We start from the raw sequence: 21,025 nt of genomic DNA on the forward strand, positions 1-21,025 counted from the left end.
CTTAGAAGTTCACGCCGAAGCTGAGCGCAACGAAGTCGCGGTCATCCACAGTGGTGTACTTGCCGTCAAAGAAGTTGGTGTAAGCCAGGCTCGCGGTGTAGGTGTTCTGGTATTCGGCATCGACGCCCAGGCTGACCGCTTTGCGACCTTCCTCGAAGTTGCCGCCAGGGCCTGGCGAGTAGCCGCTGACGTCGTGGGACCAGGCCACGTTCGGCTTGAGGTTCACACCGGCGAAGACGTCGTTGTATTCCCAGATGGCGCGACCACGGTAGCCCCACGACATCGAAGTGGTGAAGCCGTCGTTGTCGCAATTGCGGCTGCGGTTGTTCTGCGGCGAACCCGGCCCTGCACCGTTGATGGTGCTGGCGTTGAGAATGTTGGCGCAGGTGTTGGCTGTGCCAGTGGCCGGCAACTCGCCCGGGCCATACACCGGATCGCGGCCATAACGCTTCTCGGAACGGCTTTCCAGGCCGCCGACGTAGGTCGCGCCGACTTCACCGACGAGGGTCAGACGGCTGGCGCCCATGACCTGGTCGAAGAAGTGCGTGAACGTTGTCTGGATCTGGGTAATTTCCTTGCGTTCGTAACCGTGCAGGTCCTGACCCGGCACGCCATTGAGAATCGAAGCGTTGGTCAGTGCACCACCGATCGGACGCACACCGGCGAACAGGATGTCGGTGGAGTTCAGTTGCACCGGCGCGTTCGGACGGTAGCTGATCTCACCGCTCCACGCCGTACCGGTAGGCAGGGTGGTGGAGAAGCTCAGACCGTAAAGGCGAATGTCTTCAGGGTATTCAATGAAGTAGTTCGAGTTGCCCGCTACCAGCAGTGGCGCGAGCGCGGCAAATGGCCCCGGCAGCGAGGCCGCAGTGTTGTAGACAGACTGCGGTGCACCAGTCGCACTGAAGATCGGCGCACGGCTGTGGTAATTCATGAAGTAGGCGCCGAACTCGGTATCGAGTGGCTCGAACATGTATTTGAGGGACGCCCCCCACTGACCGCTGTCGCGGGCATCGCGATCCGGGCCGCGACGCACCAGCACGCCTTCTTCGTTGACATCGACGCCTGCGCCCGCCAGAGGCCCCAGGGCAATCGCCGGAATCTGCGAACGCTTGTTCAGCACGCGCAGATTGCTGTCGCAGCCATCCGCAACGATGTCCGGCTGAGAGAAGAACGTGCCGCAGTTGTCGACGACGGTCTGGTCCCATTCCAGCTGGTAGAACGCTTCAGCCGAAAGGTTTTCGGTCAGGCTCTGCGACACATAGAACATGTTGACCGGAATCAGGCCTTCCTTGATTTCGGCGCCCGGACGACGGAACGCGGAGACGTCGATCGGGTTGATCGAGTTGATGCCGCCGCCGATGAAGGTACTTTCACCCCAGCTCACTACCTGTTTGCCCAGACGCACGGAACCCGGTTGATCGGCGATCGCGTAGTTGTGGTAGACGAAGGCGTCGAGGATCTGCCCGCCGGACGATTTGGCGCCCTCTTTGCGACCCGAATCGCTGATGTCCTTGAACTGGCGGCTTTCATCCTTGAGTTCGAAGTCGTACCAGTATTTGCCACGGACGAACACGCCGGTGTCGCCGTATTTCAGTTCAAGGTCATGGATGCCCTTGAAGATCTTCGAAAAGGTTTCACCGCTCTTGAAGTTGGCGTGACCGTCATCGGATGTCTGCGACAGGCCGTGGCCACCGTTGTTGACGCCGATGAGGTTCTTGTTCGGGCTCTGAGTAGACCAACTGGCACCGATCGACAGGGACGAGTCGAACTGGCCCTCGATTTCACCGACGTTGAAACTGACGCCGAATGCGGGCCCGGCGAGCGAAGAGGCAAGACTGACCGCCAGAGGCAGTTTCGCCCGGCGCCAGAACTGGTTTACTGAGGTCATCGACGCTACTCCATGTGCATTATTGTTATGGCAGTGAGTACTTTTAAAAACGCCTGAAGGACCAGGTGCCAGAGACAACCCGAAATCACTCCAAAGATGCATCGCCCCGATTTGTGCGTGTGCTCCGTTCTTAAAAATCCTTGAGCGGACTATAGCCAGCAGGTGGTACTGCTTGATCCCTCTAAAGTGTGATTTGCAGCTGCCGGCCACTCTGGAACAGTCCTTTCGCCAGTCCGACGCATGTCGGCACGGCAAGGATGGCTGATTTTTTCGATTTCACAAGCCAAGCGCTTGCTTGGTGGGTCTGGCGCGCCGGTTTCGGCGCGCCAGCAGACACTCAAAGTGTCGAGAGGAAGGTGCTGTTGTTGGCCTGCCATTCGGTGATGTCGAGGCGGATGCGCTTCTTGTCGAGCTTGCCGACACTGGTCTTGGGAATTTCGGTAACAAGGGCGATCTGACTCGGGATTGCCCACTTGCTCAGGTGGCCCAACTCCACGAACGGCTTGAGGTGTTCCTTGAGCTCGCGTGCCCCGATCACATGCCCTTCGCGGATCACCAGCAAGGCAAACGGGCGCTCGCCCCACTGCGGATCGGCGATCCCCACCACTGCTACTTCGCGTACCGCAACGTGACGACTGATCAGGTCTTCGAGGTCCAGCGAGGAGATCCACTCGCCGCCAGTCTTGATCACGTCCTTGATGCGGTCGCGGATGTCGATCACGCCCATGCTGTCGAGCGTGGCGACGTCACCGGTGTGCAACCAGCCGCCGGCCCAGAGTTCGGCGCCCTTCTGCGGTTCGTTGAAATAACCTTCGGTGAGCCAGGGCGCGCGCAGCACCAGTTCGCCCTGGGTCTCACCGTCGGCCGGGAGGAAATTGCCGTCGCCGTCGACGATTGCCGCTTCCACCAGCGGCCCCGGCACACCGGCCTTGATCCGGTAAGTGGTGCGCTCGTCTTCGGTGCCGGCCATCAGTTCGTCGTTGAGGTGCGCGCAGGACACCAGCGGCCCGGTTTCCGACATGCCGTAGGCGGCGGTGAGCTGAATCCCGCGGGCCTTCGCGGTTTCATACAGCGTGCGATTGAGCGCGCTGCCGCCAATGACGATTTTCCAGCCGCCGAAATCGGTGCCTTGTGCGCCTTTGGCGTTGAGCAGCATTTGCAGAATGGTCGGCACGCAGTGGGAGAAGGTGACCTTCTCTTTGCGCCACAACTCCACCAGAAACTCCGGATCGTAGCGGCCCGGATAAACCTGCTTGAGTCCGAGCATGGTTGCCACGTATGGCAGACCCCAGGCGTGAACGTGGAACATTGGCGTGATCGGCATGTACACATCGTTGGTGCCAAGCAGGCGCACGCTGTCGATGGAACCCATGATCGTCGACACACCCATGGTGTGCAGCACCAGTTGCCGATGGGTGAAATACACGCCTTTCGGGTTGCCGGTGGTGCCGGTGGTGTAGAACGTGGTCGCGACCGAGTTTTCGTCGAAGTCCTGGAAGTCGTACTGCGGACTTGCAGCGGCCAGCAGTTGCTCGTACTCGCCGACCAGATTCGGCAAATCGGCGGTTTTCTCCGGCAGATCGGTCAGCAGCAGGGTTTTCTCGACCGTGGTCAGGTGCGGCGCGATCGCTTGATACAACCCGACGAACTCGCTGTTGACCAGCACAAAGCGGTCCTCGGCGTGGTTCATGGTGTAGAGGATCTGCTCAGGCGACAGACGCACGTTGATGGTGTGGATCACCGCGCCAATCATCGGAATCGCAAACATGCATTCCAGGTAACGGTGGCTGTCCCAGTCCATCACCGCCACGGTGTCACCGGCCTTGACACCGGCCGCCGTCAGCACGTTGGCCAACCGCGCCACGCGCTCGATCAGGGTCGGGTAGCTATAGCGAATCTGGTCGCGGTAAATGATCTCGCGGGTTTTCTCGTAACGGGCGCCGGACATCAGCAGCCGTTTGATCAGCAATGGATACTGGTAGGCCCCATCGGCCGGGGGAATGACGCGAGTCTGCAACATAAGAATCCCTTTTCTGGCTGCACGGTGTTGGCGTAGAGATTGGTACTCTAGAACCCTTATACGCCAGCCAAATCAGCCAAAGGAATGATTTGCAAAGCCGTACAAATGCTAGCTTTGCGCCAGCATTTGCCGGTTTTCGTCTTCGGTCAGGCCGTTTGTCCTACTGCCTCTTCAGAAGGCGTGCGTGGGAATACGACTGCAGCAAGGAAGGTCAACGCGCCGAAACCCGCGAGAATCAAGTACAGGCCTACAAAACCATGGCGCGGTTCGACATAGGAAATCAGCGGAATCGCCGTCGCACTGGCGCCAAACGATAAACAGTAACGCAGGGCGAACACCCGTGATTGCCATTGCGGGGCGACGAAGTTGGCAACCATCGCATCGTTGACTGTTACCTGCCCGAACACCACGAACATGAACGCTGCACCGAGGGCAATTACTGCCCAGCCGTCGGCATAGGCCAGCGCAAACAGCAACGGTGCCTGGCACAGCGTCAGGACAATGAACGGCCATTTCAGGCTGAGCCGATGCAATATCCGACCAATGCTCAACTGCGCGACCGCGCCGAAGGCATAGGCCAGACTGACCACCACGCCGAGGGTTTGCGGCGAAGCGAACAGCTCATGCAAACGCTCCTGAAACAGCTTTGGATAGGTCATGGTGGTGGCGTTGAACACCACACCGCCGGTGGCCGTGGCCAACGCCAGCACGCCGAACACCATCATCATCGAAATACGCTGACCGGCGGCACCTTTGAGTGGTGTGTGCGCACGCTTCGGAATCGGTTCTTCACGCACCTGCAAAGCGAAACCAACCCCCAGCACAATCGCCACTGCGCCCGGGATAAGAAACGCCGATCGCCAACCGAACTGCGCCACCAACAACCCCGTGATCAACGCAGAAAACGCCACGCCCAGATTGCCCCACATGCCATTGATGCCGATTTCGCGGCCACGGTTCTGCGCGTAAGCAACCAGCATTGCCGTGCCGACCGGGTGATAAATTGCCGCAAAAATACCGATCAGGGTCAGGCCGATCACCAGCATGCTCGGGCTGTTGCTCAGCCCGGTGAAGATCGCCGAAGCGCCAATGCCGAAGAAAAACACCAGCATCATCTGTCGCCGACTCCAGTGATCACCCAGCCAACCAGCGGGTAGTGAACAAGCGCCGAAGGCAATGAAACCGCCCAGTGACAAGCCGATCAGTGCGGCGTAATCGAGACCGAACGCTTGAGTCATGCCAAGCACGGCGGCGGGAAAAATCAGCATGAACATGTGATCGATCACATGCGCGGCGTTGATATAGCGAATGACATTGCGGGATTGATTCATGGCGGCACGCTTTACGTTGTTGTGTGGCGCTTATGCTAAGTTGGCCATAAAGCGCATTCCTGCCAAGCAAGTCATCGAATCAGACATGTTGATCAGCCACTTCGAACACGGCCCGGTGAGTGCCTACCCCCGGGATTATCTGGATGGCGCGCACCAGCCGCTGCACCTGCATCGCGAGGCGCAGTTGTTGTACGCGGTCAGCGGGATCATGCGCGTGGTCACGCAATCGGGTGCGTGGGTGATTCCGCCGAGTCGCGCGGTGTGGATTCCACCCGAGGTGGCGCACGAGATTTTCATGAGTGGCGATGTGCAGATGCGCTCGCTGTTCATCGCCCCTGAGCTGTCGCCCGCCAGCCTGCAACAGTGCTGTGTATTGGCGGTGACGCCACTGCTGCGCGAGCTGATCCTGCGTGCCGTGCAAGGGCCGCCGCATGCCGACAATCCGTTGATCCAGCAACTGATGCTCGAAGAACTCGCCAGCCTGGAGAACCTGCCGCTGCACATTCCGATGCCCACTGACCGGCGTCTGCAAAACATCTGTCTGGCACTGCTGCACACCCCGGATCACGCCAATACGCTGGAAGACTGGGCGCAGCAGGTTGGCGCCAGCTCACGCACGTTGGCACGGCTGTTTCAGCAGCAATTGCAGATGAGTTTCAACGCCTGGCGCCAGCAACTGCGCCTGATGGAAGCCCTGCCACGCCTGCTCGCCGGGGACAGCGTGCAGCGTGTGGCGCGGGATCTGGGTTACGGCAGCGCGCGGGCGTTCAGCGCGATGTTTCGCCGTTTACTCGGGGAGAATCCGCGCGAATACCTGAATAACCTGAGCAAGCTCAGCGAACTGGTGTAGGAGCTGTCGAGTGCAACGAGGCTGCGATCTTTTGACTTTGTTTTTAAGATCAAGATCAAAAGATCGCAGCCTTCGGCAGCTCCTACACAGTAGGATCAATGCATCTCGGTAAACGCGATTTTCACGCCGAGAGCGATCAGCACCGCGCCCATGGTGCGGTCGAACCAATGGCCCATGCGGGCGAAACCGGCGCGTACACGTTGCTGGCTGAACAGCATCGCCACCAGGCAGAACCAAATCGCAGTTGCGACAGCCAGGTAAATCCCGTAACCGGCCTGCACGGCCAGTGGCGTGTGCGGATTGATCACCACGGTGAACAGCGACAGAAAGAACAGTGTGGCTTTCGGGTTCAGGCCGTTGGTCACGAAGCCTGAAGTGAATGCGCCGCGAGCGGTGCGTACGCCAGCCTCTTTGTGCAGATCATCGGTGACGGTTTTCGCCGGTTGCGCGCGCAATGCCTTGAAGCCGATGTACAGCAAGTAAGCAGCCGCCGCCCACTTCAAGGCGTTGAACAGCACAATCGATTGCGACACGATCAGGCCAATGCCGAGCAGCGAATAACCGACGTGCAGGAAAATCGCCGTGCCGACACCGAGTGCCGTCCAGGTGCCCGCGCGGCGCCCGTGGGTCACGCTCTCGCGCACCACCACGGCGAAGTCCGGGCCGGGGCTGGCGACGGCCAGCAAGTGGATCAGTGCAACGGTCAAGAACTCGGTCCAGTACATGGGGGCTCCTTTCGGCCAAGCGTATCAATTTGTTTCATCTGGTAGGCTCGGCAGATTACGCCCAACGCTCACAGCACAAAAGGTACAGTTGATGACGAACACGCGCCGCGCGGTATTCCTTGATCACCCTTCGCTGGATCTCGGCGACCTCGACCTCAGTCCGTTGCGCGAGTGTTTCAGCGATCTGCAGCTGTTCGCCCAGACCTTGCCCGAGCAAGTCAGCGAACGCCTGAATGGCGCCACCATCGCCATTTCCAACAAGATCCTGATCGACGCCGCCGCGATGGCCGCCAACCCCGAGCTGAAACTGATCCTGATCACCGCCACCGGCACCAACAACGTCGACCTTGCTGCCGCCCGCGCTCACGGCATCACCGTGTGCAACTGCCAAGGTTACGGCACGCCGTCGGTGGCGCAGCACACGATCATGCTGCTGCTCAACCTCGCCACGCGTCTGGCCGATTATCAGAAAGCCGTTGGCGAAGGTCGCTGGCAACAGGCGAAACAGTTCTGTTTGCTCGACTACCCGATTGTCGAGCTGGAAGGCAAAACCCTCGGCTTGCTCGGGCATGGCGAACTCGGCGGCGCCGTGGCGCGATTGGCCGAAGCGTTCGGCATGCGCGTGCTGCTCGGGCAGATTCCCGGGCGCCCAGCCCGCCCGGATCGCTTGCCACTGGATGAGCTGTTGCCGCAGATCGACGCCCTCACCCTGCACTGCCCGCTCAATGAGCACACCCGCCACTTCATCGGTGCCCGCGAATTGGCGTCGATGAAACCCGGAGCATTCGTGGTCAACACGGCACGCGGCGGACTGATCGATGAGCAAGCGCTGGCCGATGCCTTGCGCAACGGTCACCTCGGCGGCGCGGCTACCGATGTGTTGAGCGTCGAGCCGCCGACCCAGGGCAATCCGTTGCTCGCGGCGGACATTCCGCGCCTGATTGTCACCCCGCACAACGCCTGGGGCAGCCGCGAGGCACGGCAGCGCATCGTCGGCCAATTGACCGAAAACGCCCAGGCGTTTTTCAGCGGTAAGGCGCTGCGGGTCGTCAGTTGATAAACTGCGGCACTTTTTTTTGAGGAGCAGTTATGGATCCGCGCAGTGAAGTACTGCTTCGTCAGCCCGAGTTGTTTCAAGGTTCGTTGCTGTTGGCCGGTTTGCCCGCCGACGATTTGCTCGGGCGCCTGCCCAACGCATTTGGCTGGTGCTGGCATGCCGGCGATCAAGCCGCGCTGGACGCGCGCTTCGAAGGTCGCAGCCATTTCGGCGTGAATGTCCCGGAGCGCGAGTTCGACAGCGCCGTGGTGTTCTTGCCAAAATCCAAGGATCTGACCGATTACATCCTCAACGCGGTGGCTTCGCGTCTGGCCGGCCGCGAAGTGTTTCTAGTCGGCGAAAAACGCAGCGGCATCGAAGGCGCGTCCAAGCAGCTCAACCCGTTCGGCAAACCGCGCAAGCTCGACAGCGCGCGTCATTGCCAGCTCTGGCAAGTCACCGTAGCCAACGCGCCGGAAGCAAAATCCCTGGAAAGCCTGGCGCAGACCTATGAATTGCCTTTGGCCGAGGGTCCGCTGAAAGTCATCAGCCTGCCGGGCGTATTCAGCCACGGTCGCCTGGATCGCGGCAGCGCCCTGCTGCTGGAGCATCTGGACAAACTGCCGAGCGGCCATTTGCTCGACTTCGGTTGCGGCGCGGGCGTGCTGGGGGCTGCGGTCAAACGTCGCTACCCACACAATCAGGTCACGTTGCTGGATGTGGATGCGTTCGCTGCCGCCAGCAGCCGTCTGACGCTGGCTGCCAACGGTCTGGAAGCCGAAGTGCTGACCGGGGACGGGATCGACGCTGCACCAATGGGTTTGAACGCTATTCTGAGCAACCCACCCTTCCATGTCGGCGTGCACACCGACTATTTCGCCACCGAGAACTTGCTGCGAAAAGCGGCGAAACATCTGAAAAACGGCGGCGAACTGCGCTTGGTGGCGAACAGCTTCCTCAAGTATCAGCCGCTGATCGAAGAGCATTTGGGTGTGTGTGCGATCAAGGCTGAAGGCAATGGTTTCCGGATTTACCGGGCCAAGCGCGGCTGAAAATTTGTTCTTGCCCAAACGGATTTGCCTAGGCAGAATCCGCTCCGTCCTAGGGGAGTAGTCTCCCACGAGCGCCAAGCTCGTCCGGCATACGTCAACATACTTGATCCTCAGATCATGGCGTATGCGACCCAAGCGTCCGCAGCAGACGGATCGCAGGGTTTGACAAGACCTATGACACGCACACCTTACCCGGGGCGGGAAGGCTGTACGTGTCATAGCCGTGTCGACCCGCCCCTTAGGAAATCCTGATGCTGGACTCGTTACTCGTTCCCACCGCAATCGTTGCCTTGGCCGAAATCGGCGACAAGACGCAACTGCTCGCGCTGATTCTTGCCGCTCGCTTCCGCAAACCCTGGCCGATCATTGCCGGTATTGTTGCCGCGACCCTGGCCAACCACGCAGCAGCCGGTGCGGTCGGCGCCTGGTTCGGCAGTTTCTTCTCGAATGCGACGCTGCACTGGATACTCGCCGCAAGCTTCACCGCCACTGCGCTGTGGACATTGGTCCCGGACAAAATGGACGACGATGAAACCAGCACCGCGCGCAAGTTCGGGCCTTTCCTGACCACGTTGATTGCGTTTTTTCTCGCCGAAATGGGCGACAAGACTCAGGTCGCCACGGTAATGCTGGCCGCGCAATACCCGGATCTGTGGCTGGTGATTATCGGTACGACAGCGGGCATGTTGATTGCCAACGTGCCGGTGGTTCTGGCGGGTAATTTTGCTGCGGACAAACTGCCGCTGACCTTGATCCGTCGCCTCGCGGCTTCGGCATTCATGATTCTGGCGATCGTTGCGGTGTACAAGGCAATGCAGAGCAGTGGCTGGGTTTAACCCTGAGAGAAGGATCGTTCCCACGCTCTGCGTGGGAATACAGCCGGGGACGCTCTGCGGCTCTTTTGGAACGCGGAGCGTCCCTTGAGGCATTCCCACGCAGAGCGTGGGAACGATCACTGACTCAGGATTTAGGAGCCTGTTCGTACAGCGGCATCACCTTCGGAATCGCCGCCTGCAACGAAGCAATCCGGCTGGTCGAAGCCGGGTGAGTACTCATGAACTCCGGCGGCGAACCTTCCGACGCCTTGCTCATCTTGTTCCACAGAGTGATCGCGGCATTCGGGTTGTAGCCCGCACGAGCGGCCAGCTCCAGACCAATCAGGTCAGCTTCGTTTTCGTTGGCACGGCTGTTCGGCAGGGTCATGCCGTAGTTGGCCACGGTGTCGGCCAGCGCCAGACTGTCCTGACCCAGACCGAGCAATGCACCTGCGCCCTGCTTGGCCATTTCAATCCCGTAAGCCTTGGACATCGCTTCACGACCGTGTTCGCGCAGGGCGTGGGCGATTTCATGGCCCATGACCGCAGCGATTTCATCGTCGGTGAGCTTCAGGCTGTCGATCAGCCCGGTGTAGAAAATGATCTTGCCGCCAGGACCGCAGTTGGCGTTGAGTTCATCACTCTTGATCAGATTGACTTCCCACTGCCATTGCGCCGCATCCGGACGGAAGTTCGGCGCCTGGGCGATCAAGCGGTTGGCAATCGCCTGAACCCGCTTGGCCTCGGGGCTGGTCTTGTCCAGCACGCCTTTGCTGGAGGCCTCGCCGACGGTCTTCTGATACGACTGGGCATACATCTGGTCGACCTCTTGCGAGGACAGCATGCTGAACATGTACTGCTTGCGCTCCACCCCCACGGCGCCGCCGCTGGTGGTGTTGACCGACTGACAACCGACCAGCAACAGCGCTGCGCTCAGTGCACTTACAACCAATGTCTTGTTCATTCAAAAGCTCCCTGAAAACCTGTCGCGTATCCTAGGCGGGTAATTGTATCGACGCCAGATACAACGGACGTGTTGCAGCGACTTTCAGACGTTTCCCACTTGGCCTGTCGTAAAAAATTCACAGCCACCACCAAGCCCCGTGCAACTGCGTCGCGCACTGATCCATTTGCGACATCGGCTTGCAATTGCACCGGCTCGCACTCATGGCCCAATGCCGGCTGCCGATACATCAGCGCAGACGTCCTCTTGCGTGCGGAGCTCCCATGAAGTTCAAGTCGATCCAGTTTTCCGTTGCCGCCCTGGCTGGCGCCATCGTGCTTAGCGTGGTGGCCGCGCTGGTGCTGTATGCGCTGTTCTCCGGTGCGCGCACGCAAGAGATGGTGCAGCAGCGTACTCAGGCGCAGTTCGAGCAAGTCATCGAGCAGCGCCTGACCTCGCTGGCGCAGACTCAGGTCAGCCAGATCCAGCGCGAGCTTGAAGCGCCGCTGCTGATCGCCGGCGGACTGGTGCGGGTCAACGCCCTGCTCGGTACGCCGGGCGCCGATGGCCAGCCGCGCCTGACCGTCAGCCGCGAACAACTGATCAGCCTGATCAAAGAAAACGTCGAAAAGAACCCGAAGATTCTCGGCACTTACATCGGCTGGGAAAAGAACGCCCTGGACCACAATGACGCGGCCTACGTCGGCACCAGCGTGGTCGGTATCGATGCCGCCAACGGGCGCTTCCTGCCGTGGTGGTTCCGCAACGATGACGGCACCCTCGGCCTGGACAAACTGGTCGACGTCGACGACCAGAAAACCCTGTCCACCGGCGTGCGCGCCAGCGAGTACTACTTGTGTTCAAAGGAAACGAAGAAAGCCTGCGTGATCGATCCGGCGCCGTACAAGGTCGGCGACAAGATCGTCATGCTCGCCTCCTTCATTGAACCGATCATGCTCAACGGCGCCTTCCAGGGCATCGTCGGCGCTGACCTGTCGGTGAACTTCATTCAGGAAATGCTCCTCGGCGCCAACCAGAAGCTCTACGGCGGCGCCGGGCAAATGGCCCTGATCGGCGGCAACGGGCGGATCGTTGCCTACACCAAAGACCCGAGCAAGTTCGGCGAAAAAGTCAGCGACATCCTCGACGCCGAACAAACCGCCAACATGGCCAATCTCAAGCGCGGCGAAGTGACTTACTCGGTGAACAAGGACAAGGGGCGCATCGAGTTGTACCTGCCATTCGGCATCGGCCAGACCGACGCGCGCTGGACATTGATGCTGCAACTGCCGCTCAACGCGGTGATGGCGGATCTGCAAAAACTGCAGGCCGACCTCGATGCGCAACGCAAGTCCGACACGTTCGGCATGGCCATGGTTGGCCTGATCATCGCCGGCATTGGCTTGCTGGTGATCTGGCTGGTCGGCCACGGCATCGCCCGACCGCTGAAGCAAATGGTCGCGATGCTCAATGACATTGCTCAGGGTGAAGGTGATCTGACCCGACGCTTGAGCAGTGATCGCAGCGATGAATTGGGCTCGATTGCCAAGGGCTTCAATACCTTCCTCGCTAAATTGCAGGCGATGATCACCCAAGTGGTGACGTCGGTGCAGAGCGTCAGCGATTCTTCGGAACACACCGCTGACATTGCCATTCGCACCAACATCGGCATCCAGAAACAAATGGCCGAGATCGATCAAGTCGCCACGGCAGTGCAGGAAATGACCGCCACCGCCCAGGACGTCGCGCGTAACGCTACGCAGGCTGCGCAAGCGGCCAGCCATGCCGATCAGGCGGCGAGTCAGGGCATGCAAATCGTGCGTGACACGTCCGATTCGATTGGCGTGTTGGCGCTGGAAATCGGCAAGGCTGTCGATGTGGTGCAGACCTTGGCCAAGGACAGCGAGAACATCAACGCGATTCTCACGGCGATTCGCGGGATTGCCGAGCAGACCAATCTGCTGGCGCTGAACGCGGCGATTGAAGCGGCGCGTGCCGGTGAGCAGGGTCGCGGCTTTGCCGTGGTGGCGGATGAAGTGCGCAATCTGGCGCAGAAAACCCAGAAAGCCACTGAAGAAATCCAGTCCATGATCCAGCAACTGCAACAGGGCACCCGCGATGTCGTGCGGGTCATGGAGGACAGCCAGAACCGCACTGATGAAAGCGTGCAGCACGCGGCGAAAGCGGCTCAAGCGCTGGAGACGATTACTCACGCGGTATCGGTAATCAACGACATGAACACGCAGATCGCTAGTGCGGCGGAAGAGCAGAGTGCGGTGGCGGATGACATTAACCGCAACGTGATCAACATTGGGCAAGTGGCCAATGAAGTGGCGGGTGGCGCGGATGAGTCGAGTTCGGCGAGCGCGGATCTGACCAAACTGGCGGAGCAGCAGCGGCGGTTGATCAATCAGTTCAAGGTCTGAAAAGCCAAGAGCACCCTCACCCTAACCCTCTCCCAGAGGGAGAGGGGACTGATTGGGGGATATTTCAGAATGACACCGACCTGAAAGATCTTCACTGAATCCATAGTCGACTCGATGCATCAGGTCGGTGAATCGCTCAAGACAACTCGGTCAGTCCCCTCTCCCTCCGGGAGAGGGCTAGGGTGAGGGGCTTTTGACCTTCAGGCTTTAACCCGGAGTCAGACACTCCGGCCCGTTGAGCTTCGGATCATTGATCAGATTCGCCAACACCCGCTCACGCAGCGCCGCCGGTTCACTGGCCAGCAACCCCTGCAATACATGTAACGGCGTCTCCGGATCGAGCCAAGCCGCCTGCCCCGCCTCATCCAAAATCAACGGCCGGCGCTGACTCGACGCAGGCTGAGTGATCACCGCCGTGCTCAGCCAGACCTGCTCCTGCACCGGATACGCCTCCCAGATCGCCGCAAAAAACAGCGAAGCGCCCTCCCCTGGCGTCAGCCAGTACGGCCGCTTGCGCTGTGTTCCGCGCCATTCGTAGAAACCATTCGCCGGCAGCAGGCAGCGACGCTGGCGCAGTGCCTCACGAAACATCGGTTGCTCAGCCACGGTTTCCGCCCGGGCATGCGCCGGCGTCTTCGATAAATCGGTCAGCCACGGCGGTGTCAGCCCCCAACGGGCGCGCGCCAACGTGCGCTGACCGGCTTCACCGGCACGCAGCATCAACACCGAATCATTGGGGGAAATGTTCCACTGCGCCTGCTGATCGGCGGGAAAACCTGGCAGGGCCGCGAAATCGCGGTTCCAGCGAAACAGGGCATAACGTCCACACATGGGGCAACACGACTCTGAAGTAAAACGAAGCTCAGCCTAACAGACCAGCGTCCCGGGAAAGCTCTCCGGTTCATCGCCGGGCAGCGGCAGCGCGGCATTGTACGCGGTGATCAGCTCACGGGCGTATTCGGCCTGATCGTTATCCACAGACAAGCCCAACAGACCGAAGATCGGCAGCTCGCCGGTGCCACCGAGCAAATCGCGGCCAATCAAGTGCGCCTCGATGCCTTCGCTGGCGAGCATGCCCTTGAGCATTTCACCTTCCATCAGGTTTTCCGGCTCGTAGATTCGCTGCATGGGCGCCCCTCACTCGTTTTCGCTGAAGACTTCCAGAAACCAGTCCTCTTCGTGTACCTGCAATACAAACGTGATTGGCCGGCAACACACCTGACAATCTTCGATATAGGTCTGATCGCCACCGGACAGGTCCACTGACGTTTCGACCGTTTCCCCACAATAAGGACATTCGTATTCAGCAGGTTCCAGCATCGCGGTCTCCCAAGTGACTTGTGCGTATAATCGCCGGTCTATTTGCAGGGCTATTTTTGTCTGGCTACTTTTTCAGACCGTGCCCCGCGGGTTTTCGATCAAAACCTTTACTTACCCTAGCCGTTTCCAACAAGAGAGCATGATGGGCGAATTCGATGCCATCCGACCTTACGACGACAGCGAAGTACCTGTGGTACTGGCAAGACTGCTCGGCGACAAGGCGTTTCTAGATATCCTCACCCACTTCCGCTTCCCGCGTTTTGCCGGTGCCTTCGGCTGGATGCTCAAACCACTTATAGCCCATCGGCTGCGTCGTGAGTTCGCCGACGTGACCTCGGTGGCGACGTTGCAGGACAAGGTCGAGTCCTACGTCGACCACACCATCGAGCGCGCCACCGACGGCGTGACCTACACCGGTGTCGAGCAATTCAAGTCCGGCAGCGCCTATCTGTTCATCGCCAACCACCGCGACATCGTGATGGACCCGGCCTTCGTCAACTATGCCGTGTACCACGCAGGCCTGCCGACCCCGCGCATCGCGATCGGCGACAATCTGCTGCAGAAGCCGTTTGTCAGCGACCTGATGCGCTTGAACAAGAGCTTCATCGTTCACCGTTCGATCACCGGCCGTCGCGAGAAAATGGCTGCGTATCAACTGTTGTCGGCGTACATCAACCACTCGATCCGCAACGATTGCGCGTCGATCTGGATCGCTCAGGCCGAAGGTCGGGCGAAGGACGGCGACGATCGCACCGAGTCGGCGATCCTCAAGATGTTCCACATGAGCCGCAAGGACGAGCCGTTCGGCGAAGTCATTCGCTCGCTGAACGTCACCCCGGTGTCGATCAGCTACGAATACGACCCGTGCGACCAGGCCAAGGCCCGCGAGCTATTCATCCGCGCCACCACCGGCACCTACGCGAAAGCGCCGGGCGAGGATGACGTAAGCATCGCCAAGGGCATCACCGGCTACAAAGGCCGGGTGCACGTGAACTTTGCTGCGCCAATCACCGAGCTGTTCGAAGACACCAAGCAATTGGCGGTCGAGATGGACAAGCAGATTCTCGGCGGCTACCGGTTATTCCCGGTGCATTACCTGGCGTACTCGCAGTGGGCCGATGCCGATCCGCAGTTGAATGTGCCGAAGGCTGCCGAGGTTTTCCCGGCGGATGAGCTGGCCAAGGCGCAGGAAGAATGGCAGAGCCGGCTGGACGCTTGCCCTGAGGAGCATCGTCCGTATCTGGTGCTGCAATATGCGACGCCGGTGCGTAATCAATACCGGGTCAAGGCTGGGTTGCCGCTGTAAAACAACGGCAAGATCAAAAGATCGCAGCCTTCGGCAGCTCCTACAGGGGATTCGTGTAGGAGCTGCCGAAGGCTGCGATCTTTTGCTTTTAGAAGCGTGTGCTGATCCAGGAGACGATCAGGGCCAGCGCGAGGCAGGCAAAACCAAAACGGTAGAAAAACCGGTTCATGCGCAAGGTCGCCCAGTCCAGGATCGGCTCGGCATTCGGCTGCGCCTGACGCTGGGCGGCAATGCTGGCCATCGCGCGCTGTTCACGGCGGCGAGTGGCGTGCAGCAGCCAACTGCCCGGAAACGCCAACAACAGCGCCAGCAGGTTGATCAACTTGGCGGGATGGGCGGTAAACAGTGTCATCAAGTGCAGCGACATCACAGACCTCTATCTGAACCGGTATGGCAGACGCCCGATCGACGACTGCGGCGCGGATTCTACCGAAACCCGAACGCCCTGCCCCAGGCTTTGCGACAAATTACCTGACAATCGACCGATGGCTGTCCTGTGTCACGGCATCGTCATGTGGATAGGCCACCCTGCGCGCCTCGAAACACACATGGAACGCGACATGCTTCACGCTGAAAACCAGGATCGTCTGTACCTCATCACGCCTTACGACGAACAACAAAGCCTCGTCGGCAGTCTCGCTTTTAACGTTCAGGATCGCCATTGGCTGGTGTATTGCGCGCTGGGCGGGCATCAGCATGCGGATTTGCCGGAGACGGATTTGTTGACGGGCGTCAGCGTGCTCGACTTCTATTCTCAGGCGGCCTGAAAATAGCAAAAGCACCCTCACCCTAGCCCTCTCCCAGAAGGAGAGGGGACTGACCGAGTTGTTTATTCGAGATACATCGACCTGAAAAACTCGAGTTGAACTCCGGTTCTGAAAAGCCCCCGATCGGCTCCCTTTCCCCCTCGCCCCCCTGGGGGAGAGGGCTGGGGTGAGGGGGTAGGATTTCAGGCCCCACAAAAAAGCCCGGAACCATCACTGGCCCCGGGCTTTTTCACATCCGCCGAAAACTTACTCAGCCAGCACCTGACCCACAGTCGGATCCTTGAACAGACGCGTCAGCGCATCGCTCAACACATCGCTGACCAGTTTGGTGTTGGTTTCCTGGTTCGGCGCCATGCCGAAACGCTGGTCCAGCGACGCACCGTAACGGCCGCTGTAGCGACGGTTGGCGTTCTGCACGTCGGAGCGGAAGGTCGCGCCGATGGTCGCTTCGGTCACGTACATGCCTTCTTTAGGCGACTGATACTTCAGTTCGGCCAACGTCACGGTCAACTGCGGCGCGTTTGGCGCGTTGTTGGTCGGGGTGAAGCCGAGCAGACGCACGGCGGCTTCAGCCTGAGCCTGCAACTTCGGCAGGATCTGCTCGCGCTGCACGGTGATGGCGCTGGTTTCCGGGTACAGGCCGCCACGGGTGCCCAACGTTGGCGACGGGCGACCGTCGACCACACGCACGACAACTGGCTGGCCACGGCCGACCGCTGGCAGCTGAGTGGTCAGCTTCGGCTCCGGGTTCAGTTGTTGCGGGCTGTGGGCGCAGCCGGCCAGGGTCAAACCGGCCACAGTGATCAAACCGAACAACAGGCGTTGCAACATGCTCTTCTCTCCAGAATCAGGCACAAACAGGCCGGCAGTATAGCGGTGGGCCACTGCGGGTAACCAGCGCCCGGCAGCGAATACTGAAATGTCTGACAAAGCCTTGGGAAAGCGGTTCCTGTCACAGATTATTCACCCGCCATACACGTTGACGTCACGGCGCTTTGACAACCTTGCAATCAGTCCCCCACAAGGTACTCAATCATGCGTTATCTGATCTCGTTGTTCGCCCCACGTCCGCTGCATCGCAGCTTCGCCCTGCTCGACCGCAACGGCCATTGCCAGGCATTCAAGCAGTGCAGCCTGCAGCCGATGGGTGACGGTTGGGTGGAAATCGAAGAAATCCGCCTCAACTGGTTGCACCAGCCACTGCCCGCCAGCGCCCGCGTCATAGCGTCGCAGCCCCGCGCACGGGTGCAAGCGATGTTGAGCATCTGACCGGATGCCTAATAAAAGTCATTAAACACGAGCAACTGCCCGCATTTCTTCGATACAATCTCCCCCCGATTATAAGGACGTCTCCTGATCGGGCCCCGCAACAGCGTCAATGCGCATGCATCGACACCCAAAATCGCCCACAGAGAGCCGCCCACACAGATCGAGTGAAGTTGGCGCGCTTGCCTGTTCTTCCGGCAAAAACCCCGCTTTTCGCGAATCTGCAGAGCTGTCATGACGCTCGGCCACCGCGTTGTTTTGCCTTTGCGGGCAAGGTGCCAGGCCTGGACAGCCCTTTTTTGAGGTTCACGTCTTCAAAAGAGCGTGAAAAAAACGGGTTTTCACAACTTCACAAGAGTGTGGCGAGCAAATGAAAAGTTTTGCGTCTGAACATGCACCATTAGCGTCTGAAACAGCCCAACGACACAGGACCGGGTATACCTCGAATATCGGAGCCTGAAGCCTGTCCGCTACGGATTTGGTTGCACAAAAACGGATGTCTCGACCATAAGTCGAATTGCCAGCCACGCGCTGAAATGAGTTCATGGAGCTCTTGAAGCCAAGCCGCATACATCCGTTGAAGTTGCGAAAAATTGCGAAGATTCGGACATGGCGACCTGACCATGGATAGCCTGGACACCACTGACCTGTCCCGGAACGCCTGGCAGCCATGCCGACAATTTGGTGCTGCAGATTTTGGAGACGCGTTAAATGGCGCATAACGAAGCAGTCGACGTAGTACTGGTTGGGGCCGGCATCATGAGTGCCACTCTTGCCGTGCTGCTCAAAGAGCTCGACCCCGCGATCAAGCTGGAAGTCGTCGAGCTGATGGATTCCGGTGCCGCAGAGAGTTCCAACCCTTGGAACAACGCCGGTACCGGCCACGCCGGTCTGTGCGAGCTGAACTACACGCCGCAGGCCGCCGATGGCACCGTCGACATCAAGAAAGCCGTGCACATCAACACCCAGTTCGAGGTGTCGAAGCAGTTCTGGTCGTACCTGACCAAGAAAGGCACCTTCGGCTCGTGCAAATCCTTCATCAGCCCGGTACCGCACCTGAGTTTCGTCCAGGGCGACTCCGGCGTGTCGTTCCTGAAAGAACGCTTTGACGTGCTGCACAAGCACCACGCCTTCGCCGACATGGAATACACCGAAGACAAGGCCAAAATGGCCGAATGGATGCCGTTGATGATGCCGGGCCGCTCGCCGGACGAAGTCCTCGCCGCCACTCGCGTGATGAACGGCACCGACGTCAACTTCGGCGCCCTGACCAATCAGTTGCTCAAGCACCTGACCAGCGCACCCGACACCCAAGTCAAATACTGCAAGCGCGTCACCGGCCTCAAGCGTAACGGCGCTGGCTGGACCGTGAGCATCAAGGACGTCAACAACGGCAACACCCGTGAAGTCGACGCCAAGTTCGTCTTCCTCGGCGCCGGCGGTGCCGCCCTGCCATTGCTGCAGGCTTCGGGCATCGAAGAAAGCAAAGGCTTCGGCGGCTTCCCGATCAGTGGCCAATGGCTGCGCTGCGACAATCCGGAAGTGGTCAAACAGCACCAGGCCAAGGTTTACAGCCAGGCCGCCGTGGGTTCGCCACCGATGTCGGTGCCGCACCTGGACACCCGCGTGGTCGACGGCAAGAAATCCCTGCTGTTCGGGCCATACGCCGGTTTCACCACCAAGTTCCTCAAGCACGGTTCCTTCATGGACCTGCCGCTGTCGGTGCGCGCCGGCAACATCGGGCCGATGCTGGCCGTGGCGAAAAACAACATGGACCTGACCAAATACCTGGTCAGCGAAGTGATGCAGTCGATGGAACAGCGTCTGGATTCCCTGCGCCGTTTCTACCCGGAGGCGAAAGCCGAAGACTGGCGCCTGGAAGTGGCCGGCCAACGGGTGCAGATCATCAAGAAAGACCCGAAAAAAGGCGGCATCCTGCAGTTCGGTACCGAACTGGTTGCGGCCAAGGACGGTTCCCTCGCCGCCCTGCTCGGTGCTTCGCCAGGTGCGTCGGTGACCGTTTCGATCATGCTGGAACTGATCGAGAAGTGCTTCCCGGCCAAGGCCAAGGGTGAGTGGGCTGGCAAACTGGCCGAGATCTTCCCGGCCCGTGAAAAGGTTCTGGAAACCGATGCTGCGCTGTATCGCAAGATCAATACGCAGAACAACATCGCGCTGGAGCTGGTTGAAGAAAGCAGCGAGACCCCAAGCTACGCTTGATCACGCCGCATAAAAAACGCCCCGATCGGGGCGTTTTTTTATGTCTGTCAGAAGCAAAAGATCGCAGCCTGCGGCAGCTCCTACATGGGATGTGTATTTATCCTGTAGGAGCTGCCGAAGGCTGCGATCTTTTGATCTTAAGCGCGAGCTTTATCGATCAGCTCGATGTAGTCCGGGGCGTTGCGCTGATCGGCGATCAGGTCAACAAAGGTCTTGCCCTGCTCGTCCTTGCCATCGACGTCGTAACCGGCCTCGACGAAGAAGCCGAGGAAGCGTTCGAAGTCATCGATACGCAGGCCACGGTAGGCCTTGATCAGTTTGTGCAGCGACGGCGAAGTGGCGTCGACCGGTTCAAAATCGAGGAACAGCTTGATCTGCTCATCGCCGATCTCGTCACCAATCACTTGTTTCTTATCTTTACGCATTGCCGACTCCAGCTCGCAGACATTACACGGGGCGGGCAGTTTACCCCTGCCCGGCCGCCGGGCTCAACGCGATCGCACCGCCCCGGTATGCAAATCGGCCCAGATATGGCCGTTGGCGTAACTGAGGAACTGCACATACACGGTGTCATTGCGCAGCAGATCGATGATCACGCGGTATTGGGCCTGTGGATAAAACAACGTCAGGGTTTTGCTCTTGTCGTCGTAGACCGGTTTTTTCAGGCTTTTACTTTCGCCGTCGAAATTGACCAGTACTTGAGTGATCGTCGCGCCCTTGTTCAGGGACTTGCCCTTGAGGCGAATCATCAATGGCGAGGTAACCGGAATCGGCTGCTGATTGGACTGACGTTGCGCGCCGACGACCACCGAGTAATCGGTGACCTGCAGAAGTTGCTGCTGCTCGGGCTCGGCATCGCGCACGGTCAGATCGTCCGGCGGCAGGAATTGGCTGTGCATCGGCGCGGCGGACAGCGGCAGGCTGAGGATCAGTAAAAGCGCGGCGAGGCTGCGGATCAAGAGGCGCATGACAGGCTCCGGGGGGCGGGGCCGAGCACTCTAGCATGGGATTAAAAGCAAAAGATCGCAGCGTTCCGCAGCTCCTACATCGAACCTGT

At 59.6% G+C, this 21,025-nt stretch carries 21 protein-coding genes, 1 pseudogene and 1 riboswitch; of the genes and pseudogenes, 10 read left to right on the forward strand and 12 right to left on the reverse strand.

The genetic code is table 11. From position 1 onward, the window contains the following. Window position 1: 1 nt before the first annotated feature. The 3 genes from AC3IUF_RS24740 to AC3IUF_RS24750 form a co-directional block, all read right to left on the reverse strand. Window positions 2-1,891: a DUF1302 domain-containing protein gene (locus AC3IUF_RS24740; protein WP_007912799.1), complete on the reverse strand. Its 1,890-nt coding sequence runs from the start codon at window positions 1,889-1,891 to the stop codon at window positions 2-4. 337 nt (window positions 1,892-2,228) lie between these two features. Next, entirely contained in the window at window positions 2,229-3,911 is a 1,683-nt protein-coding gene (locus AC3IUF_RS24745) for a fatty acid--CoA ligase (RefSeq protein WP_007912801.1), read from the reverse strand. Window positions 3,912-4,057: 146 nt separating this feature from the next. Next, window positions 4,058-5,242 (reverse strand): MFS transporter, encoded by a 1,185-nt coding sequence (locus AC3IUF_RS24750; RefSeq protein ID WP_414893584.1) that lies wholly within the window; start codon window positions 5,240-5,242, stop codon window positions 4,058-4,060. Between the two features lie 85 nt (window positions 5,243-5,327). On the opposite strand from AC3IUF_RS24750, the gene AC3IUF_RS24755 reads away from it, so the two are divergent. Further along, window positions 5,328-6,092, forward strand: a complete 765-nt coding sequence (locus AC3IUF_RS24755; RefSeq protein WP_007912805.1) for an AraC family transcriptional regulator — start codon at window positions 5,328-5,330, stop codon at window positions 6,090-6,092. Window positions 6,093-6,187: 95 nt separating this feature from the next. Here AC3IUF_RS24755 and AC3IUF_RS24760 read toward each other — a convergent pair whose 3' ends face one another. Beyond that, on the reverse strand, window positions 6,188-6,817 hold the full coding sequence (locus AC3IUF_RS24760; protein ID WP_007912807.1) for a LysE family translocator: 630 nt from the start codon (window positions 6,815-6,817) through the stop codon (window positions 6,188-6,190). A gap of 91 nt (window positions 6,818-6,908) precedes the next feature. Here AC3IUF_RS24760 and AC3IUF_RS24765 point away from each other — a divergent pair, with 91 nt between their 5' ends. The 3 genes from AC3IUF_RS24765 to AC3IUF_RS24775 all read left to right on the forward strand — a co-directional run bounded on the left by AC3IUF_RS24765 (window position 6,909) and on the right by AC3IUF_RS24775 (window position 9,741). Continuing rightward, window positions 6,909-7,874, forward strand: coding sequence for a 2-hydroxyacid dehydrogenase (locus AC3IUF_RS24765; protein WP_489279569.1), 966 nt, complete (start codon window positions 6,909-6,911; stop codon window positions 7,872-7,874). Between the two features lie 32 nt (window positions 7,875-7,906). Then, on the forward strand, window positions 7,907-8,905 hold the full coding sequence (locus tag AC3IUF_RS24770; RefSeq protein ID WP_102901153.1) for a methyltransferase: 999 nt from the start codon (window positions 7,907-7,909) through the stop codon (window positions 8,903-8,905). 39 nt (window positions 8,906-8,944) lie between these two features. Beyond that, a riboswitch (yybP-ykoY riboswitch) is annotated at window positions 8,945-9,069 on the forward strand. Between the two features lie 87 nt (window positions 9,070-9,156). After that, complete coding sequence (locus tag AC3IUF_RS24775) at window positions 9,157-9,741, forward strand: TMEM165/GDT1 family protein (protein WP_007912813.1); 585 nt, start codon at window positions 9,157-9,159, stop codon at window positions 9,739-9,741. Between the two features lie 124 nt (window positions 9,742-9,865). Here AC3IUF_RS24775 and AC3IUF_RS24780 read toward each other — a convergent pair whose 3' ends face one another. After that, complete coding sequence (locus tag AC3IUF_RS24780; protein WP_095112426.1) at window positions 9,866-10,684, reverse strand: M48 family metallopeptidase; 819 nt, start codon at window positions 10,682-10,684, stop codon at window positions 9,866-9,868. A gap of 1,352 nt (window positions 10,685-12,036) precedes the next feature. Here AC3IUF_RS24780 and AC3IUF_RS24785 point away from each other — a divergent pair. Next, window positions 12,037-12,234, forward strand: a pseudogene (locus tag AC3IUF_RS24785) (HAMP domain-containing protein); the annotation flags it as partial. A gap of 111 nt (window positions 12,235-12,345) precedes the next feature. Continuing rightward, window positions 12,346-13,089: a methyl-accepting chemotaxis protein gene (locus AC3IUF_RS24790; protein WP_371857958.1), complete on the forward strand. Its 744-nt coding sequence runs from the start codon at window positions 12,346-12,348 to the stop codon at window positions 13,087-13,089. A 207-nt stretch (window positions 13,090-13,296) separates the two neighbouring features. On the opposite strand, the gene AC3IUF_RS24795 is transcribed toward AC3IUF_RS24790, so the two are convergent. Genes AC3IUF_RS24795 through AC3IUF_RS24805 form a run of 3 tightly spaced genes read right to left on the reverse strand, consistent with a single transcriptional unit; the run spans window position 13,297 to window position 14,409 of the window. Beyond that, on the reverse strand, window positions 13,297-13,920 hold the full coding sequence (locus AC3IUF_RS24795) for an SOS response-associated peptidase (protein ID WP_095114388.1): 624 nt from the start codon (window positions 13,918-13,920) through the stop codon (window positions 13,297-13,299). A 36-nt stretch (window positions 13,921-13,956) separates the two neighbouring features. After that, window positions 13,957-14,217, reverse strand: coding sequence for a putative signal transducing protein (locus AC3IUF_RS24800; RefSeq protein WP_007912819.1), 261 nt, complete (start codon window positions 14,215-14,217; stop codon window positions 13,957-13,959). A 9-nt stretch (window positions 14,218-14,226) separates the two neighbouring features. Beyond that, the gene (locus tag AC3IUF_RS24805) at window positions 14,227-14,409 is read right to left on the reverse strand and encodes a CPXCG motif-containing cysteine-rich protein (protein WP_007912820.1); all 183 of its coding nucleotides are present in this window, start codon (window positions 14,407-14,409) and stop codon (window positions 14,227-14,229) included. Window positions 14,410-14,551: 142 nt separating this feature from the next. On the opposite strand from AC3IUF_RS24805, the gene AC3IUF_RS24810 reads away from it, so the two are divergent. Then, on the forward strand, window positions 14,552-15,715 hold the full coding sequence (locus AC3IUF_RS24810; protein ID WP_414893581.1) for a 1-acyl-sn-glycerol-3-phosphate acyltransferase: 1,164 nt from the start codon (window positions 14,552-14,554) through the stop codon (window positions 15,713-15,715). A gap of 88 nt (window positions 15,716-15,803) precedes the next feature. On the opposite strand, the gene AC3IUF_RS24815 is transcribed toward AC3IUF_RS24810, so the two are convergent. Next, window positions 15,804-16,082, reverse strand: a complete 279-nt coding sequence (locus AC3IUF_RS24815; RefSeq protein WP_007912825.1) for a hypothetical protein — start codon at window positions 16,080-16,082, stop codon at window positions 15,804-15,806. A gap of 193 nt (window positions 16,083-16,275) precedes the next feature. On the opposite strand from AC3IUF_RS24815, the gene AC3IUF_RS24820 reads away from it, so the two are divergent. Continuing rightward, window positions 16,276-16,482 (forward strand): hypothetical protein, encoded by a 207-nt coding sequence (locus AC3IUF_RS24820; RefSeq protein WP_008083982.1) that lies wholly within the window; start codon window positions 16,276-16,278, stop codon window positions 16,480-16,482. A gap of 246 nt (window positions 16,483-16,728) precedes the next feature. Here the strand turns inward: AC3IUF_RS24820 and AC3IUF_RS24825 are convergent, their stop codons facing one another. Further along, the gene (locus AC3IUF_RS24825) at window positions 16,729-17,313 is read right to left on the reverse strand and encodes a YajG family lipoprotein (RefSeq protein WP_008086137.1); all 585 of its coding nucleotides are present in this window, start codon (window positions 17,311-17,313) and stop codon (window positions 16,729-16,731) included. Window positions 17,314-17,517: 204 nt separating this feature from the next. Between AC3IUF_RS24825 and AC3IUF_RS24830 the strand changes: the two genes are divergently transcribed. Beyond that, window positions 17,518-17,751, forward strand: coding sequence for a hypothetical protein (locus tag AC3IUF_RS24830; RefSeq protein WP_007912834.1), 234 nt, complete (start codon window positions 17,518-17,520; stop codon window positions 17,749-17,751). Between the two features lie 708 nt (window positions 17,752-18,459). Beyond that, window positions 18,460-19,968: a malate dehydrogenase (quinone) gene (gene mqo / locus AC3IUF_RS24835; protein WP_095114387.1), complete on the forward strand. Its 1,509-nt coding sequence runs from the start codon at window positions 18,460-18,462 to the stop codon at window positions 19,966-19,968. Window positions 19,969-20,105: 137 nt separating this feature from the next. Here mqo and AC3IUF_RS24840 read toward each other — a convergent pair whose 3' ends face one another. Then, a complete protein-coding gene (locus tag AC3IUF_RS24840) occupies window positions 20,106-20,393 on the reverse strand; it encodes a PA4642 family protein (protein WP_007912836.1) in 288 nt (95 codons plus the stop codon). A 63-nt stretch (window positions 20,394-20,456) separates the two neighbouring features. Beyond that, window positions 20,457-20,936 carry a hypothetical protein gene (locus AC3IUF_RS24845; protein WP_414893580.1) on the reverse strand — a complete coding sequence of 160 codons (480 nt, stop codon included), beginning with the start codon at window positions 20,934-20,936 and terminating at the stop codon, window positions 20,457-20,459. Between the last annotated feature and the right edge of the window lie 89 nt (window positions 20,937-21,025).

It is taken from the genome of Pseudomonas sp. KH_040, assembly GCF_057839305.1.

What these genes read in the sequence shown, in the direction of transcription:
- AC3IUF_RS24740 (WP_007912799.1), bottom strand. Translation starts at nt 1,891, where the DNA reads ATGACCTCAGTAAACCAGTTCTGGCGCCGGGCGAAACTGCCTCTGGCG.
- AC3IUF_RS24745 (WP_007912801.1), bottom strand. Translation starts at nt 3,911, where the DNA reads ATGTTGCAGACTCGCGTCATTCCCCCGGCCGATGGGGCCTACCAGTAT.
- AC3IUF_RS24750 (WP_414893584.1), bottom strand. Translation starts at nt 5,242, where the DNA reads ATGAATCAATCCCGCAATGTCATTCGCTATATCAACGCCGCGCATGTG.
- AC3IUF_RS24755 (WP_007912805.1), top strand. Translation starts at nt 5,328, where the DNA reads ATGTTGATCAGCCACTTCGAACACGGCCCGGTGAGTGCCTACCCCCGG.
- AC3IUF_RS24760 (WP_007912807.1), bottom strand. Translation starts at nt 6,817, where the DNA reads ATGTACTGGACCGAGTTCTTGACCGTTGCACTGATCCACTTGCTGGCC.
- AC3IUF_RS24765 (WP_489279569.1), top strand. Translation starts at nt 6,909, where the DNA reads ATGACGAACACGCGCCGCGCGGTATTCCTTGATCACCCTTCGCTGGAT.
- AC3IUF_RS24770 (WP_102901153.1), top strand. Translation starts at nt 7,907, where the DNA reads ATGGATCCGCGCAGTGAAGTACTGCTTCGTCAGCCCGAGTTGTTTCAA.
- AC3IUF_RS24775 (WP_007912813.1), top strand. Translation starts at nt 9,157, where the DNA reads ATGCTGGACTCGTTACTCGTTCCCACCGCAATCGTTGCCTTGGCCGAA.
- AC3IUF_RS24780 (WP_095112426.1), bottom strand. Translation starts at nt 10,684, where the DNA reads ATGAACAAGACATTGGTTGTAAGTGCACTGAGCGCAGCGCTGTTGCTG.
- AC3IUF_RS24790 (WP_371857958.1), top strand. Translation starts at nt 12,346, where the DNA reads ATGGCCGAGATCGATCAAGTCGCCACGGCAGTGCAGGAAATGACCGCC.
- AC3IUF_RS24795 (WP_095114388.1), bottom strand. Translation starts at nt 13,920, where the DNA reads ATGTGTGGACGTTATGCCCTGTTTCGCTGGAACCGCGATTTCGCGGCC.
- AC3IUF_RS24800 (WP_007912819.1), bottom strand. Translation starts at nt 14,217, where the DNA reads ATGCAGCGAATCTACGAGCCGGAAAACCTGATGGAAGGTGAAATGCTC.
- AC3IUF_RS24805 (WP_007912820.1), bottom strand. Translation starts at nt 14,409, where the DNA reads ATGCTGGAACCTGCTGAATACGAATGTCCTTATTGTGGGGAAACGGTC.
- AC3IUF_RS24810 (WP_414893581.1), top strand. Translation starts at nt 14,552, where the DNA reads ATGGGCGAATTCGATGCCATCCGACCTTACGACGACAGCGAAGTACCT.
- AC3IUF_RS24815 (WP_007912825.1), bottom strand. Translation starts at nt 16,082, where the DNA reads ATGTCGCTGCACTTGATGACACTGTTTACCGCCCATCCCGCCAAGTTG.
- AC3IUF_RS24820 (WP_008083982.1), top strand. Translation starts at nt 16,276, where the DNA reads ATGCTTCACGCTGAAAACCAGGATCGTCTGTACCTCATCACGCCTTAC.
- AC3IUF_RS24825 (WP_008086137.1), bottom strand. Translation starts at nt 17,313, where the DNA reads ATGTTGCAACGCCTGTTGTTCGGTTTGATCACTGTGGCCGGTTTGACC.
- AC3IUF_RS24830 (WP_007912834.1), top strand. Translation starts at nt 17,518, where the DNA reads ATGCGTTATCTGATCTCGTTGTTCGCCCCACGTCCGCTGCATCGCAGC.
- mqo (WP_095114387.1), top strand. Translation starts at nt 18,460, where the DNA reads ATGGCGCATAACGAAGCAGTCGACGTAGTACTGGTTGGGGCCGGCATC.
- AC3IUF_RS24840 (WP_007912836.1), bottom strand. Translation starts at nt 20,393, where the DNA reads ATGCGTAAAGATAAGAAACAAGTGATTGGTGACGAGATCGGCGATGAG.
- AC3IUF_RS24845 (WP_414893580.1), bottom strand. Translation starts at nt 20,936, where the DNA reads ATGCGCCTCTTGATCCGCAGCCTCGCCGCGCTTTTACTGATCCTCAGC.